Annotated in this window: 16 protein-coding genes and 1 pseudogene; 11 read left to right on the top strand and 6 right to left on the bottom strand. The window is 64.5% G+C overall.

The features are described 5' to 3' along the window. Both DH10_RS23350 and DH10_RS23345 read left to right on the top strand, forming a co-directional pair. Positions 1 to 185, top strand: a 185-nt coding sequence (locus DH10_RS23350; RefSeq protein WP_192385390.1) for a hypothetical protein, incomplete at its 5' end; no start/stop codon positions are given. 162 nt (positions 186 to 347) lie between these two features. Then, positions 348 to 1,097 (top strand): SDR family NAD(P)-dependent oxidoreductase, encoded by a 750-nt coding sequence (locus DH10_RS23345; protein WP_095813579.1) that lies wholly within the window; start codon positions 348 to 350, stop codon positions 1,095 to 1,097. A 24-nt stretch (positions 1,098 to 1,121) separates the two neighbouring features. Here the strand turns inward: DH10_RS23345 and DH10_RS23340 are convergent, their stop codons facing one another. After that, positions 1,122 to 2,042, bottom strand: coding sequence for a zinc-binding dehydrogenase (locus DH10_RS23340; protein WP_192252104.1), 921 nt, complete (start codon positions 2,040 to 2,042; stop codon positions 1,122 to 1,124). A gap of 109 nt (positions 2,043 to 2,151) precedes the next feature. Between DH10_RS23340 and DH10_RS23335 the strand changes: the two genes are divergently transcribed. Further along, entirely contained in the window at positions 2,152 to 3,006 is an 855-nt protein-coding gene (locus DH10_RS23335; protein ID WP_192252107.1) for an AraC family transcriptional regulator, read from the top strand. Here DH10_RS23335 and ybaL read toward each other — a convergent pair. Both ybaL and DH10_RS23325 read right to left on the bottom strand, forming a co-directional pair. After that, complete coding sequence (gene ybaL / locus DH10_RS23330; RefSeq protein ID WP_246506291.1) at positions 2,987 to 4,780, bottom strand: YbaL family putative K(+) efflux transporter; 1,794 nt, start codon at positions 4,778 to 4,780, stop codon at positions 2,987 to 2,989. The genes DH10_RS23335 and ybaL overlap by 20 nt on opposite strands. A 206-nt stretch (positions 4,781 to 4,986) precedes the next feature. Further along, complete coding sequence (locus tag DH10_RS23325; protein WP_192252121.1) at positions 4,987 to 5,424, bottom strand: baeRF12 domain-containing protein; 438 nt, start codon at positions 5,422 to 5,424, stop codon at positions 4,987 to 4,989. Between the two features lie 432 nt (positions 5,425 to 5,856). Between DH10_RS23325 and cysG the strand changes: the two genes are divergently transcribed. From cysG to DH10_RS37975, 6 genes and pseudogenes are all read left to right on the top strand, one after another. Next, complete coding sequence (cysG, locus tag DH10_RS23320) at positions 5,857 to 7,320, top strand: siroheme synthase CysG (RefSeq protein WP_192252124.1); 1,464 nt, start codon at positions 5,857 to 5,859, stop codon at positions 7,318 to 7,320. Beyond that, positions 7,317 to 7,622 (top strand): DUF2849 domain-containing protein, encoded by a 306-nt coding sequence (locus DH10_RS23315; protein WP_192252127.1) that lies wholly within the window; start codon positions 7,317 to 7,319, stop codon positions 7,620 to 7,622. Before cysG ends, DH10_RS23315 begins: the two co-directional genes overlap by 4 nt. Before the next feature lie 40 nt (positions 7,623 to 7,662). Beyond that, entirely contained in the window at positions 7,663 to 9,333 is a 1,671-nt protein-coding gene (locus DH10_RS23310) for a nitrite/sulfite reductase (RefSeq protein WP_192252130.1), read from the top strand. Beyond that, the gene (locus DH10_RS23305; protein ID WP_192252133.1) at positions 9,308 to 10,072 is read left to right on the top strand and encodes a phosphoadenylyl-sulfate reductase; all 765 of its coding nucleotides are present in this window, start codon (positions 9,308 to 9,310) and stop codon (positions 10,070 to 10,072) included. Before DH10_RS23310 ends, DH10_RS23305 begins: the two co-directional genes overlap by 26 nt. A 159-nt stretch (positions 10,073 to 10,231) precedes the next feature. Then, a complete protein-coding gene (locus DH10_RS23300; protein WP_192252136.1) occupies positions 10,232 to 10,765 on the top strand; it encodes a DUF934 domain-containing protein in 534 nt (177 codons plus the stop codon). Positions 10,766 to 10,901: 136 nt separating this feature from the next. Then, positions 10,902 to 11,023 (top strand): annotated as a pseudogene (locus tag DH10_RS37975) (protease); the annotation flags it as partial. A 42-nt stretch (positions 11,024 to 11,065) separates the two neighbouring features. Here the strand turns inward: DH10_RS37975 and DH10_RS23290 are convergent. Then, the gene (locus DH10_RS23290; RefSeq protein WP_192252139.1) at positions 11,066 to 11,266 is read right to left on the bottom strand and encodes a hypothetical protein; all 201 of its coding nucleotides are present in this window, start codon (positions 11,264 to 11,266) and stop codon (positions 11,066 to 11,068) included. Between the two features lie 217 nt (positions 11,267 to 11,483). Here DH10_RS23290 and grpE point away from each other — a divergent pair, with 217 nt between their 5' ends. Both grpE and DH10_RS23280 read left to right on the top strand, forming a co-directional pair. Further along, positions 11,484 to 12,119 carry a nucleotide exchange factor GrpE gene (gene grpE / locus DH10_RS23285; protein ID WP_192252142.1) on the top strand — a complete coding sequence of 212 codons (636 nt, stop codon included), beginning with the start codon at positions 11,484 to 11,486 and terminating at the stop codon, positions 12,117 to 12,119. A gap of 108 nt (positions 12,120 to 12,227) precedes the next feature. Further along, entirely contained in the window at positions 12,228 to 12,860 is a 633-nt protein-coding gene (locus tag DH10_RS23280; protein ID WP_192252145.1) for a trimeric intracellular cation channel family protein, read from the top strand. Positions 12,861 to 12,990: 130 nt separating this feature from the next. On the opposite strand, the gene olsB is transcribed toward DH10_RS23280, so the two are convergent. Together olsB and DH10_RS23270 are read right to left on the bottom strand one after the other, a co-directional pair. Further along, complete coding sequence (olsB, locus tag DH10_RS23275; RefSeq protein WP_312891297.1) at positions 12,991 to 13,875, bottom strand: l-ornithine N(alpha)-acyltransferase; 885 nt, start codon at positions 13,873 to 13,875, stop codon at positions 12,991 to 12,993. Positions 13,876 to 14,061: 186 nt separating this feature from the next. Beyond that, the coding region (locus DH10_RS23270; protein WP_192385389.1) for a response regulator at positions 14,062 to 14,648 on the bottom strand (587 nt) is incomplete at its 5' end.

The following is a 14,648-nucleotide window of genomic DNA, read 5'->3' as shown; positions in this document are numbered from 1 at the left end:
CGCCTGTCGCCCAGGCGCCTGCCCGCCAGGCGCGTCCGGCCCAGACGGTCGATGCCGACGGTTTCGATATGCCCAGCGACGGCGGCACCACCGCGTCGGTCGGGCATCCGGTGCCGCCTGGCGATGTCGGCGGCCCGAAGAAGCGGCGGCAGACCTCGATACTCGACATCCTGAGCGGCGGTTAGAGCCTGATCCATCCCGATGGGATCGGGATGGGGCTCTCGTTTCTTGTTCGACCATGATCCTGTCCGAAAACCGGATCCACTTCTCGGGATCATGGTCCACGGCAACTTCGCCTCTCGCAATGGCTGGCGCCTTCGGCTACATGTCCGGCCGGAGATCAAGCCATGGCCGAAATCGACAGCAGAAAAACCATCGTGCTCACCGGCGCCAGCCGCGGCATCGGCCATGCGACGGTGAAACGCTTTTCACGCGAGGGCTGGCGCGTCATCACCTGCTCGCGACAGGCCTTCGCCGAGGATTGTCCGTGGCCGGCCGGCCCCGAGGACCACATCAAGGTCGATCTTGCCGACCAGGAGGATGTCGGCATTGCAGTCTCGGAAATCCGCCATCGGCTGGAGGCGCATGGCGGCCAGCTCAACGCGCTGGTCAACAATGCCGGCATCTCGCCGAAGCTCAAGGACGGCGGCCGGATGAATTCGATCGAGACGCCGATGCATGTCTGGCGCGATGTGTTCCAGGTCAATTTCTTCGCGCCGATCATGCTGGCGAGAGGCCTGTTCAAGGAACTGGCCGCGGCCAAGGGCTCGATCGTCAACGTCACCTCGATAGCCGGCACGCGCGTGCATCCGTTCGCCGGAACGGCCTACGCGACATCGAAAGCGGCACTGGGCTCGCTGACGCGCGAGATGGCGCATGATTTCGGACCGCACGGCATTCGCGTCAACGCGATCGCGCCGGGCGAGATCGACACGGCGATTCTTTCGCCCGGCACCGACAAGATCGTCGAGACGATCCCGCTCAGGCGCCTCGGCGCCACCTCGGAAGTCGCCGACATCATCTTCTTCCTGTGTTCGGGCCAGGCGTCTTACGTGACCGGCTCGGAAATCCACATCAATGGCGGCCAGCACGTGTGAGACGGCCGACTTCAGGCTAGGGCCTCATCCGGCTACGATGAGAACAGCTTTGCCGCTGAAGCTGCGCTGCCGCAGCGCGTCCAGGGCTTGGGCGATGTCCGTCCACGGCAGGGTCAATGCCACGCGGGTTTCCAGCCGGCCAGCCGCGACCAGAGCGAGCAGCGAGGCGATGTCGGCGCCAATGCCCGAGCCGGACGTATAGTACGCGAAAGTCTGAAGCCTCGCTCCCTCGTGGCCCGGAACGAATTGGCGGAAGCCAATCGGCGTAAGTTCGCCACTGCTCGAACCGAACATGACGATGATCCCGCCGGATGCGACACGTTCGATCGCGTGTGCAAGGCTTTCGCCGCCGACCGACTCGGTGATCAGCGAGAACGGCCCCTTAGCCAGATCGATCGACTCGACAACCTGCTCGGCTCCCAGCCCACGGAGATCCTCGACATGACGGGAGGCGGCGATCGCGGTCACCGACGCGCCCTGCTCGCGGGCGATCTGGATCTGGAAACGACCGACCGCGCCGCTTGCGCCGGTGATCAGGACCCGCTGACCGGCCAGGTCGCCGCCGTGGCGCAAAGTCCTCAGCGCCGTCGTGCCCGCGACCGGAAGCGTGGCGGCGGAAACCAAGCTGACGTCATCCGGCAGGATGGCGAGACGGTCGGTTGAAACGGCGACACGTTCAGCCCAGCCGGCCTGGTCGACCAAAGCCGCGACCCGGGTGCCTGCGGCTGGCCCGGAGCCATCAGCAGCCGCCCGTTCGACCACCCCAACGATGTCCTGGCCGGGTATCCAACCGTCCGGGCGTATGGCGAGCAGGCGCAGTTCGCCGCGGTTCAACGAGGTTGCGTGGGCCGAGACAAGCGCCTCGTTCGCGTGAGGCTGAGGTTCCTCGACTTCGGCGAGCCTCAGTCCGGCGGCGCTGTCGTGAGACGTGACCAGAGCGAGCATGGGGACCGTACCTTCTTGGCTGATTGTCGTGCGCAAATCTGAGCCTAAACGATTTCCCCTTTTCAAGAATTCAGCTATTATGGCATTCAATCGCTAAAAACCGGCAATGATGAGACAACCTCTCCGCTGGCCGTGGCCAGATTTCGATGTCGATGACGTGCTTGCGCCGGCGATCGCCGTGCGCGTCGACGTGAGCGAGACCAGGGCAGAGGTGCCCGACCACTGGCACCGCAAGGGACAACTCGTCTTCGCGCTGGGAGGTGGTGTCACATGCCGTGTTCCGAGCGGCCTATGGATGGTGCCGCCGCATTGCGGTGTGTGGGTGCCGAGCACCATGAAGCACAGCAATATCGCGACGGCCAACGCACGAATTTTCTTCGTCTACATCGAGCCCGGAGCTGCCGATCTGCCGGACCGGTGCTGCACGCTTTCGATCTCGCCCCTGCTGCGCGAACTGATCATCGAATTGTCGGAATGCGCGCCGGACGAGCCAAGAGGCGGTTTCCTGGGCAAGGTTTTGCTCGCTGAGCTGCCGCGTATGCCTGTGCAGCAATTGCATCTGCCGATCTCGTCCGAGCCACGCTTGGGACGGATCGCTGAAGCGTTGGCCGAGGATCCGGCCGATCGCAGCACCCTGGCGGAATGGGCAAACCGCGTGGCGCTCAGCGAGAGCAGCCTGGCGCGCCTCGTCGTCAAGGAAACAGGGCTGACCTTCGGACGCTGGCGCCAGCAGCTGCATCTGATCGTTGCGCTGAGAGAACTGGCCTCGGGCGCCAGCGTGCAGCAGGTCTCGGGCGACCTCGGATATGAATCCGTCACGGCCTTTATCACCATGTTCAAGAAGGCTCTGGGCAAGCCGCCAGCAAAATACCTCAGCGATATCGCCCAAAACGGCGGTTCCGCATTTATCGCTTGTCCGACCAGCCCGCGCGCGGACGCGCACATCAAGCAGGCCGCGGCTTGATCTCGGCAGCGACCTCATCCGGCCGAATGGGTGCCATGCCCGTCACCACCTCGACGATGCCGCGTGCTATTTCACGCTCGCCCATGATCACCGTGTCGGCGCCGAGACCTTTGAAATGCTCGACCTCGGCATCGGAATGGGCGCGCGCGATGACGCTGATGCCGGGATTGGCGGCGCGGGCCCTGAGCACGACCTGCCCGGCCTCGAAGGCATTGGGGATGGCGAGGATCAGCCGTTCGGCACCCTCGGGATTGGCGGCCGCGAAGACGTCCGCATTGGCGGCATTGCCGGCCACCGCTTCGACGCCATCCGCCTTGAGCTTGGCCAGCGTCTTGTCGGCATCCTCGATGACCAGGAAGGGCAGGGCGGCTTCTTTCAGTGCCGCCCCGACGAGGCTGCCGACACGGCCGTAGCCGATCAGGATGGAATGGCCGGTCTGCGCCGTCCGCGGCGGCGGGCCGTCCACCTTTTCCGGAGCCGCCGCCGAAGCCACCTGGCCTAGTTCGGTCGCCGGGCCGATCGGCTTTGCCTCTTCGGGAGCTTTGCTTGCGCGCTTTTCCAGCCACGGCTTCATCCAGTCGACGATGAGGAACATCAGCGGGTTGAGCAGGATCGACAAGATGGCGCCGGCCAGAATCAGGTCACGGCCCTGCTCCGGCAACAGCTTCAGCCCGACGCCGAGCTCGGCCAGGATGAAGGAGAATTCGCCGATCTGGGCGAGGCTGGCCGAAATCATCAGCGCTGTCGCGATCGGATAGCGGAAGGCGATGACGATGACGAAGGCGGCGAGCGATTTACCGATGACGATGATGGCGAGCGTCGCCAGGATCGGCAGGCCGTTGCTGACCAGGCTGAACGGGTCGAACAACATGCCGACCGAGACGAAGAACAGCACGGAAAAGGCGTCGCGCAGCGGCAGCGATTCCTCGGCCGCCCGGTGGCTGAGCTCGGACTCGCTCATGATCATGCCGGCAAAGAAGGCACCAAGCGCCAGCGAGACGCCGAACAGTTTCGCCGCGCCGAAGGCGACGCCGAGTGCGATGGCGAGCACCGAGAGCCGAAACAGCTCGCGCGAGCCGGTATGGGCGACATAGTGCAGGATCCAGGGGATGACCCTGCGGCCGACGACCAGCATGACGACGACGAAGGCGGCGACCTTGGCGAGCGTCATGCCGACCACGCCCGATATGCCGTAGCTAGCGGGCAGCGAGAGCAGGCTCGCATGGTCGTCTGCCTGCGGCTGACCGCCGAGCACGCCGGCGAGCGCCGGCAGCAGCACCAGCGCCAGCACCATGGCCAGATCCTCGACGATCAGCCAGCCCACAGCGATGCGGCCACGTTCGGTCTCGATCAGCCGCCGCTCCTGCATGGCGCGCAGCAGCACGACGGTCGATGCGACCGAGAGCGCCAGGCCGAAGACAAGGCCGGCTCCCCAGGACCAGCCGAGCAGCCAGGCCAGCCCAACGCCGAGCAACGTGGCGAAGCCGATCTGCACGACGGCGCCGGGCACGGCAATCGCGCGGACCGACAGAAGGTCCTTCAGCGAGAAATGCAGGCCGACCCCGAACATCAGCAGGATGACGCCGATTTCGGCGAGTTCGTTGGCGAGCCCGGCGTCGGCGACGAAACCCGGCGTGTTCGGCCCGACCAGGACGCCGGCTACCAGATAGCCGACGAGCGGCGGGATGCGGAAGCGGTTGGCTAGTGCTCCGAAGACGAAGGCAAGCCCCAAACCGGCGACGATGGTGGCGATAAGGGGCGTGTCATGCGGCATTGTCGATGGAGCGCCTTTCAGAAACTGCAATGTCGGATAAGCGCCGCCCGAGGCCGCCGCCCTTTGCAATATGGTGGGGAGTACAGCCTTGATGCAACCTCGGCGCGCGGAAATCAGCGCACCGAGGGCAGAAAAGACTCAACCGATGTGAGCCTGCCGCGCGGCATCAACCCGGCACGCGTTCGATAGCTCACGCCATGTGGCTTTCAGGCCGCTTTGAGCAGATTCTCGATGTCGAAGACGGTGTGGTTGGTGAGCGTCTTGGGGATCTCGGCCTGCACTTTTTCGCTGACTTCCTTGTGCAGTTTCTGGCGCATCTCACCGAGCACCTGCGGCGGCGCAATCAGCACAATCTCTTCGAACTCACCCCGGTGCGCAAGCTTGTAGAGCTGCTCTGCAATATCGTCAGCAAAACGCTCCTTGCCGAGGCGATGCCAGTCGGTTTCTTCAATCGCGCTGCGAGGCCCTTCGGCGTATCGGCCCGGTTTGTCGGTGCCTTGCTCACGAGTGGCAGGATTTTCCTGCTCCATCTCGTGCACGACCTGCAGGTTTGGATATTTGGTGTCGCCCTCGTTGCGGAGAAAAAGCGCTTTCTCGCCGTCAGCCACGATGACCCAAAGACCGTGTTTCAGCTTGATGCCCATCGCGCTCCTCCTTTTCAGCTTCCAAATCTGTCGATCAGGCTTCAAAATGCGGCCTGTCGGCGGGATAAGATCATTAGCCAAACGTGCCGCCGAGCGTGATTGTTCCAGCCAGCGAAGACTGCCCGATCATCTCTTGCAAAGCGCATCATCGGCTGCCTGGCGAGCGTATGGCTTTTAATCTACTAACTTAGTAGAAATTAGAAAAAACTATTTTGCCGTGCTGAGTGGGCGACGCTAAAAATTACCCTGGATCAATGGGCGCCGCGCGAGGTGTCTGGCCCACCTCAAGCTGCGGCGTAGAATTTTTTTCTCCTGCCTTTCGCGGTTGCGAAAAAGCGATTGCCTGTCATCGGGGGATGCGCGAGTGCTTGCCTTCTGGTTTTTGCCGCGCTCGCATAAAACTGCCAGACTGTTCCTGTAACGCTTATCGCTATGTCGCCAACCAACGCCAAGCTCAATGCCTTTCCCGTCTTCCTGCGGGTCGACGGCGAAGCCGTGGCCATCGTCGGCAACGGCGAGGAGGCGCTGGCCAAGGCCCGGCTGCTTGCGCAGTCGAGCGCTGTGCTGCGCGTCATCGCGGAGAACGCCGATCCCGAACTTCTGAGTTTCATCGCCACCGCCGGCGCCGTCCATATCGCCGCCGCCTATGATGCCGCGCAGATCGAAGGCGCAGCCATGGTATTTGCCGCCAGCGGCGACGAGGCGCTCGACCGCCGTGTCGCCGAAGATGCGCGCAGGTTGGGCATCCCGGTCAACGCCGTCGATCGGCCGGAACTCTGCGATTTCTTCACTCCGGCGCTGGTCAACCGCGCGCCGGTCGCCATCGCCATCGGCACCGAGGGCGCCGGCCCGGTGCTCGCGCAACTGCTGCGCGCCCGCATAGATCGCTTGCTGTCGCCTTCGCTCGGCCGGCTGGCCGCCCTGGCGGCGTCGTTCCGCACTGCTGCTGAGCGGCTGCCGAAGGGCAATCGCCGCCGCCGCTTCTGGAGCGATTTCTTTGCCGGCGCTCCGGCCAGGGCGGTTGAAGCCGGAGAGTTCGACAAGGCGCATAGGGCTGCGCTCGACCTTCTGGCTTCGGATGCGCCGGCGGCGGGCCATATCGCGCTGGTCGGCGCCGGTCCGGGCGCGGAAGACCTTTTGACACTGCGCGCCCACCGCCTGCTGATGGAGGCCGACGCGATCGTCTATGACGCGCTGGTGCCGGAGGCGATCATCGCCATGGGCCGCCGCGACGCCGAGCGCCTGCCGGTCGGCAAGCGCAAGGGCTGCCATTCCAAGAGCCAGGAAGAGATCAACGCGCTGCTCATCGAGCTTGGCCGCGCCGGCAAGCGCGTGGTGCGGCTGAAGTCCGGCGATCCGCTGGTGTTCGGCCGGGCCGGCGAGGAGATGGCCGCGCTGCGCGAAGCCGGCGTCGCCTATGAGGTGGTTCCGGGCGTCACCGCAGCCTTCGCCGCCGCTGCCGATTTCGAATTGCCGCTGACGCTGCGCGGGGTCACGTCCTCGATGGTGTTCACCACCGGCCATGACCTCAAGGGCAACTCGCTGCCCGACTGGGCCAAGCTCGCCATCTCGGGCGCCACCGTCGCGGTCTATATGGGCCGCTCGGTCGCCGCCGAAGTCGCCGGCCGCCTGATCGAAGCCGGATTGTCGCCCGACACTGCTGTCGCCGTCGTCGAGAATGCAAGCCTGAGCAATCGCCGCCGGTTTCACGGCACGCTGGCCGACCTGCCGTCGCTCGAAGCGCGCGCGGATCTCACCGGCCCGGTCATGACCATCATCGGCGATGCGGTCGCCGGCGCCAATTTCGAACGATCCGAGCCGCTCGCGGCACGTAGACATTACGATGTAGGGCAAGAAGAAGCGGCCAAGATTACGGCCGAAGGAGTTCAGCAATGAAGGTTCTGACCGCGAACAGGCTCTCCGACGGCATCGCCGTCTGGTATGCCGATGGCGGCTGGGCGGAGACGGTCGGCCATGCCGACATCGCCCATGACAAGGCGGCGGAGGCCCGGCTGGAGGCCATCGGCGCCGCGGCCGCCGCCAACAATGAAGTGGTCGACGTCAACCTGATCGACGTGACCGTGATCGACGGTGTGGCCGAGCCGGTTCGGCTGCGCGAAAAAATCCGTGCCGCGGGTCCGACCATTCGAACCGACCTTGGCAAGCAGGCGAGCCCGGAAGCTGCCCGGGCGGCATAGAACATGGGAAGGCGGGCGGACGCGCCCTGAAAGACGAAGCATGTACCGTTACGACGAGTTCGACCAAGATTTCGTTCACGCCCGGGTCGCCGAGTTCAGCGACCAGGTGCAGCGCCGGCTTGCCGGCGAGATCACGGAGGACCAGTTCCGGCCGCTCCGGCTGATGAACGGCGTCTATCTGCAATTGCATGCCTATATGCTTCGCATCGCCGTGCCCTACGGCACGCTGAACAGCAGGCAGTTGCGCATGCTCGGCCACATCGCCCGCAAATACGACAAGGGTTACGGCCACTTCACCACGCGCCAGAACATCCAGTTCAACTGGCCGGCGCTGTCCGATATTCCCGCGATCCTCGCCGATCTGGCGAGCGTCGAGATGCACGCCATCCAGACCAGCGGCAACTGCATCCGCAACGTCACCGCGGACCATTTTGCCGGGGCCGCCGCCGACGAGGTCGCCGATCCGCGCCCCTATGCGGAAATCCTGCGCCAGTGGTCTTCGGTGCATCCGGAATTCTCTTACCTGCCGCGCAAGTTCAAGATCGCGGTGACGGGCGCGGAGCGCGACCGTGCTGCCATCCAGACGCACGACATCGGCCTGCACCTGAAGAAGAACGCGGCCGGCGAGCTCGGCTTCGCCGTCTATGTCGGCGGCGGCCAGGGCCGCACGCCGATGGTCGCGAAGAAGATCCGCGACTTCCTGCCGGAAGCCGATCTTCTCTCCTACTGCACGGCGATCCTGCGCGTTTACAACCTCTATGGCCGCCGCGACAACAAGTACAAGGCGCGCATCAAGATCCTGGTCCACGAGACCGGCGTGGAGGAAATCACCCGCCAGATCGAGGCCGAATGGCAGGAGTTGAAGGATGCCGAGCTGAAGTTGCCGGAAGCCGATATCAAGGCGATCAACACCTATTTCGCGCCGCCGGCACTGCCTGACCGGCCGGAAGGCGACGATCTCGTGAAGCAGGCGCGGCTCGATTCCAAGAGCTTTTCGGAATGGCTCGACCAGAATGTCGTGACCCACCGTCATCCAGATTATGCGGCGGTGACCATTTCGCTGAAGGGCATCGGCGAGGTGCCTGGCGACGCTACCGACAGCCAGATGGAAGCGGTTGCAGACATCGCAGAGAAATACGCTTTCGACGAGTTGCGTGTCAGCCACGAGCAGAACCTGATCCTGCCGCATGTGGCGCGCGCCGACCTCAAGGCGGTCTATGACGCGCTGGTCGAGATCGGGCTGGCGACGGCCAATTCCAACCTGATCAGCGACATCATCTCCTGCCCGGGCCTTGACTATTGCGCGCTGGCAACGGCGCGTTCAATCCCGGTGGCCCAGGAAATCTCGCGCCGCTTCGCCTCGCTGGAGCGGCAGCGCGAGATCGGCGAGGTGAAGCTAAAGATCTCCGGCTGCATCAATGCCTGCGGCCACCACCATGTCGGCCACATCGGCATTCTCGGCGTCGAGAAGAAAGGCTCCGAGCTCTACCAGGTGACGCTCGGCGGCTCGGCGGACGAGAACACGTCGGTCGGCGAGATCATCGGCCGCGGCTTTTCGTCGGAAGAGATCACCGACGCCATCGAGCAGATCGTCGACACGTATCTCGGCCTTCGGCTCAGTCCCGATGAACGTTTTATCGACGCCTACCGCCGTGTCGGTCCCGCGCCGTTCAAGGAGGCGCTGTATGCTGGCGAAACCAAGGCCGCTTGACCGTATAGTCGACGTCGAGGCCGGCGTTGCCGCGGAAGCGGCGGGGCTCGACGCGCTGCTCGGCCATCTGAAGCCGATCGAGATCATCGAGCGCTCGGCGCGCGAATTCTTCCGCGGCGAGGTCGCCGCCGTGTCGTCCTTCGGCGCGGATTCGGCGGTGCTCTTGCACATGATCTCGGAGATCGACCGCTCGCTGCCGGTGATCTTCCTCGACACCGGCAAGCATTTCGAGGAGACGCTCGGCTACCGTGACGCGCTCGTCGCCGATTTCGGCCTGACCGATATCCGGGTGATCAAGCCAGAGGAAGCGGCGCTTGAACGCATCGATCCGACCGGCAGGCTCCACGAAACCGATACCGATGCCTGCTGCAACGTGCGCAAGGTCGAGCCGCTGGCGCGCGGCGTCGAGCCGTTCCGCGCCTGGTTCACCGGGCGCAAGCGCTTCCAGGCTTCGACGCGCGCGGCACTCCCGGTCTTCGAGGCGGTCGGCTCGCGCATCCGCATCAATCCGCTGGCGCATTGGACGACGTCCGATCAGGCCGATTATATGCGCGCCCATGCACTGCGCGAAAATCCGCTGGTGGCCTATGGCTATCTCTCGATCGGCTGCTTCCCCTGCACGCAACCGGTACAGCCTGGCGAGGACGCGCGCAGCGGCCGCTGGGCAGGTCACGCCAAGACCGAGTGCGGCATCCACCTGTCGGGGCTGGAAAAGTCGCTGACCGACGCATCTCTTTAGGGTATGTCGCTAGGGTGAGGCCGGCCTGCGAACGGCGGCTTCCGGTGCTCACGTACTTCAAGTACGCTCCGCTCCGGTTTTCGGGAGCCACGGTTTCTCGACCGGCCTGACCTGAATAGCGACATACCCTTGGACTCTTTAAGGGCTTTAGGAATTTTAATGACTGAACCGACGACATCGGCGACCCGCCTCTGGACCCCGAAGGGTTTCCGCGAGGATGAATGGACCCACGCCGAGAGCGCCGAGGCGCTGGCCGGCAACGGCCGCTTCATCCTGCCGCTGCAGGCTTTCCTCGGGCTCGATGACGAAACCCGCAAGTCGGCCAGGGAACGCATCGGCGTGCTCTTGCTGCCCGGCGACGAGCTCGACAAGATCATCGGCCTGCTCGACCAGCTGTCGCTGGTGGCGCTCGCCTTCCCGGCATTCAACGACGGCCGCTCTTTCTCCAAGGGCGAGCTGCTGCGCGCCCGGCATAACTTCAAGGGCGCGGTCCGCGCTACAGGTCAGGTGCTGGTCGACCAGCTGCCGCATATGCTGCGGCTCGGCTTCGACGAGTTCGAGGTCTCCAATCCGGTGCTCCTGAAGCGGCTTGAGGAAGGACGCACCGGCGGCTTGCCGGTCTATTATCAGCCGGCGGTGGAGCCGGAAGCCAAGGGCCCGAAATATTCCTGGCGGCGCAAGCGTCCGGGCTGACGCCGCCCCCCTGAACGCAGTCGACAGGCCCTCGTCTGATAGAAACGAAGCGGGCCTGCAGATTTGGTCGGACCAAGAATCTCGTTTTCGGAAACCAGGCGGAAGCCAGAAACGCTTCCATGCGCCTGTTTGCAGCGATCTGGTGTCGGCAAGGGGATGGCCGGCCTTGCCGCCTTCATGCGGGAGTGCCTGAAGGTGCTCGGAACCGAAATCCGCCATGGCGAAGCGCTTATGCGCGACGAACGCAAGGCGGCCTAGCCGGCTCCGCCTCAGCGCGAACGTCACAAGGGCGGCATGCGGCTATCGATGCCGCTCGCCGCCCACCTTTTCCGCCTCGGCCCCTTCGAGGCGGTCGAGCAATTCCCTGAAGTGCTTGGGCATTTCTTTCTCCAGGCGAAACGCCGGCAGCGTACGCAGAAAGCGTTTCGTCGCTTCCGTGCCCACCTGCCGCCTGATATCGGCGGCCAACTCGGCGCGCTTATGGTTCTTGTTGCCGGTCATTGTCCCAAAATCCTGTGTCGGCTTCGAAACTCCTGCAGGCCGGCAATGGTTCCCGCGTCGGCCTTCGGAAGCAAGCAAAGCTGTCCGGTACGGTAAAATTTGAATTAATTTGGAATGATTGGGGAAGGCCGCCATCGGTGCTTGCCCCTTGATTTTTGGCCCTCAAACCTCGATATCGGGCGCAAATCCAAACCAATCCGAATGACGGGAAACGGCGATGAGCGACCAGGCAAAAGACGAACGCGCGCCCGAGGAAATTGAAGCCGATCAGGCTTCCGGCGAGCGTGCGGAAGGCGGCGTCGACGGCGACTATGAAGCGCTTGTGCGGCTGCTGAAGGAAAACGAGGAACTGAAGGACCGGGCGCTTCGCATAGCAGCCGAAATGGAGAATCTGCGTCGCCGCACGGCGCGCGACGTGCATGACGCGCGCACTTACGCGGTGGCCAATTTCGCGCGCGACATGCTGTCGGTGTCGGACAATCTGCGCCGCGCGCTCGATGCCATTCCGGCAGAGGCCAAGGCCTCCGGCGATGCCGGCTTCAAGGCGCTGATCGAGGGCGTCGACCTCACCGAGCGCGCCATGCTGTCGGCGCTTGAGCGGCACGGCGTGAAGAAGCTTGCGCCGGAAGGCGAGAAGTTCGACCCGAACTTCCACCAGGCGATGTTCGAGGTGCCCAACCCCGACGTTCCGGCCGGCACCGTCGTCCAGGTCGTGCAGCCCGGCTACTCGATCGGCGAGCGCGTGCTGCGACCGGCGATGGTCGGCGTCTCCAAGGGCGGCCCGAAGGCCGCCGCGGCCGAGGCGCCGGTCGAGCCGGGCCCGGTGAACGAGCAGGCCGAGAAGGATGCGTAAGTGGAGTGAGTAGGGAATAGCGAGTAGGGAGTAGGGAAGCCGGTACCAATCGCACGGCTTCGTGTTATTCACTGCTACTCACTATTCGCTACTCACTATTCGCTCACCATGAATCCCATCGAGCTGCTCGACTATGCCGGCGTCGCCGTCTTCGCGGCGACGGGCGCGCTTGCCGCGTCGCGCAAAGAGCTCGACATCATCGGCTTCCTGTTTCTGGCCAGCGTCACCGGCATCGGCGGCGGGACGTTGCGCGACGTCATCCTCAACCTGCCGGTGTTCTGGGTCGCCAACAGCGGCTATGTGCTGATCTGCACCGTTGTCGCGGTGCTTGTCTTCTTCAGCGCCCATCGCGTCGAATCCCGCTACAAACTGCTGCTCTGGCTCGATGCGATCGGGCTTGCCGCTTTCGCGGTGATGGGGGCCGCAAAGGGCCTGGCGATCACCGGCTCGCCGGTCGTGTCCGTCATCACCGGGGTGCTCACCGCGACCTTCGGCGGCATATTGCGCGACCTGCTCGCCGGCGAGCCCTCCGTGCTGCTGAGACCCGAAATCTATGTCACGGCGGCGCTCGCGGGTGCCGCTCTCTTCACGCTTTGCGATCTTGCCGGACTGCCGGCGCTCGTCTCCAGCCTGCTCGGCTTCGCGGCGGCTTTCCTGGTGCGCGGCGGAGCGCTCAAATTCGGCTGGTCGTTCCCGGCCTATAAGAGCCGGCCCGGGCGAAGGCCGGAGGATATTCCGTGAGGGAGTGAATAGTGAATAGTGAATAGTGAGTAGTGAGTAGTGAATAGTGAATAGTGAATAGTGAATAGTGAGAAGATCTCGGTGCGGTGAATCAGCTCCGCTGGCTACTACCATTCACCATTCACTGAAATCACGCCGCGAAACGCTGTCCCTCGCCGCCATAGTAGTTGACGTAGCGGGCACCGATTTCCTTGACCGGCATGACGACGAAGACATCGACCGTGGAAAATTCGCGGTCGATGACGCAGCCGTCGCCGATGCGGGCGCCGACGCGCAGATAGCCCTTGACCAGCGGCGGCATGGCGGCGATCGCCGCCTTGGCGTTGACCGCCTCGATCGGCATCAGGTCCATCGAGCAGTAGCGGCCGGCCACCGCCCGGACATCCCAGGCCTTGTCGGTGCGGCAATGATGGGCGAGATAGGTAAGCGCCTCGGCATGCGCGGCCGGCACGGTGCCGTGGAAGGAGGCGCAACCGGTCATCACGCCGATGCCATAGTGGTTGATATAGGCCCAGATGCCTTGCCAGAGCGCCTCGATGGTCCGCTTGGAGCGGTATTCCGGCAGCACGCAGGAGCGGCCGAGCTCGAGGAAGCGCTGGCCCGGATGGCGCGCGACCAGCTTGGTCAGCTCGAATTCGCCCTCGGAGTAGAAGCCGCCCGCGGCCGTGGCGATCTCCTGCCGCAGCAGGCGATAGGTGCCTACGATGCGGCGATGCTCCGGGCCGGGAAGCGAGGTGTCGAGCACCAGGAGATGGTCGCAGAGCGGGTCGAAACGGTCGGCATCGCGGCGGTCCTGCGCCTGAAACAGATCCTTCCTCGCGCCAAGCTCGTCATAGAATACCCGATAGCGCACTTCCTGGGCGGCGGCGATCTCGGCCTCGTTGCGGGCGAGCCGCACTTCAAGGTTGCCGATACGGCCCAGCGGTGCGCCGCTTGCGACGGCGTCGACAGCACGCGCGCCGAGCAGGGCGCTGGCGTTCGGCCGAGTATCGCATTCAGGCATGACTGTATGCACGAGTGATTCTCCTTCGAGCCATCCCTCTTGGCACGGGGATACGGTGTAGGTGCAACAGGATTGTGACAGTACCGTGATACGGCGAGCCCGGCAATACTTCGTCGGCTGGGCAATACCCTCAACCGGCTATCTTATCGCTGCGAAAGCCAAGCAATCCAAGGCGTTCGGGAAAGCTTAAAAAATTCGTTACGCAGCAGCTTGGCTCTCGACCGCCTGGACGAGCGCATCGGGGTCGAGAGGCTTGGTGACGAAGCCGCTGGCGCCATGGGCCAGCACGGTGTGGCGCGTCTTTTCCTGGCTGTCGGCCGAAAGCACCATGATCGGGATCGGCGGCACGGCAAGCGCTTCCTCATGGCGGCGGATGGCGGCGATCGCGTCCAACCCGTCCATCACCGGCATGTGCAGGTCCATCAGGACGACGTCGAAACGATGCTTGAGGCCGGCATCGGTGACGGCTTCGACCGCGGCCTTGCCGTTGCCGACGATCTTGACGCGATGTCCGGCCTTGAGAAGCGTGGCGCGGGCAAGCATCGCGTTGATGTCATTGTCCTCGGCGATCAGCACGGACAGGCCCTGGTCGCGGCGGCGGACGGACACGGCGCCACGCGGTTGCGGCTGCGGCTCGGCGGGTGCCGGCACATGGCTGGTCAACAGCACGCGCAGCAGCGTTTCGCCGCGCACCGGCCGGGCGAGGAACGTCGCGTAGCCGTTGGCGCGGAATTCGCCGAGCATGCCGCGATCGGCGGGGGCAATCAGGGGGACGGCCCCCCCGC

It is taken from the genome of Mesorhizobium silamurunense, from assembly GCF_014843825.1.
Classification (GTDB): Bacteria; Pseudomonadota; Alphaproteobacteria; order Rhizobiales; family Rhizobiaceae; genus Mesorhizobium; species Mesorhizobium silamurunense.
The sequence above is the reverse complement of the archived record's forward strand: the minus strand, read 5'-3'. Positions and strand labels throughout refer to the sequence as shown.

Excerpts from the sequence above, each read along its gene's own strand:
- DH10_RS23345 (WP_095813579.1), top strand. The coding sequence starts at position 348 with ATGGCCGAAATCGACAGCAGAAAAACCATCGTGCTCACCGGCGCCAGC.
- DH10_RS23340 (WP_192252104.1), bottom strand. The coding sequence starts at position 2,042 with ATGCTCGCTCTGGTCACGTCTCACGACAGCGCCGCCGGACTGAGGCTC.
- DH10_RS23335 (WP_192252107.1), top strand. The coding sequence starts at position 2,152 with ATGAGACAACCTCTCCGCTGGCCGTGGCCAGATTTCGATGTCGATGAC.
- ybaL (WP_246506291.1), bottom strand. The coding sequence starts at position 4,780 with ATGCCGCATGACACGCCCCTTATCGCCACCATCGTCGCCGGTTTGGGG.
- DH10_RS23325 (WP_192252121.1), bottom strand. The coding sequence starts at position 5,424 with ATGGGCATCAAGCTGAAACACGGTCTTTGGGTCATCGTGGCTGACGGC.
- cysG (WP_192252124.1), top strand. The coding sequence starts at position 5,857 with ATGTCGCCAACCAACGCCAAGCTCAATGCCTTTCCCGTCTTCCTGCGG.
- DH10_RS23315 (WP_192252127.1), top strand. The coding sequence starts at position 7,317 with ATGAAGGTTCTGACCGCGAACAGGCTCTCCGACGGCATCGCCGTCTGG.
- DH10_RS23310 (WP_192252130.1), top strand. The coding sequence starts at position 7,663 with ATGTACCGTTACGACGAGTTCGACCAAGATTTCGTTCACGCCCGGGTC.
- DH10_RS23305 (WP_192252133.1), top strand. The coding sequence starts at position 9,308 with ATGCTGGCGAAACCAAGGCCGCTTGACCGTATAGTCGACGTCGAGGCC.
- DH10_RS23300 (WP_192252136.1), top strand. The coding sequence starts at position 10,232 with ATGACTGAACCGACGACATCGGCGACCCGCCTCTGGACCCCGAAGGGT.
- DH10_RS23290 (WP_192252139.1), bottom strand. The coding sequence starts at position 11,266 with ATGACCGGCAACAAGAACCATAAGCGCGCCGAGTTGGCCGCCGATATC.
- grpE (WP_192252142.1), top strand. The coding sequence starts at position 11,484 with ATGAGCGACCAGGCAAAAGACGAACGCGCGCCCGAGGAAATTGAAGCC.
- DH10_RS23280 (WP_192252145.1), top strand. The coding sequence starts at position 12,228 with ATGAATCCCATCGAGCTGCTCGACTATGCCGGCGTCGCCGTCTTCGCG.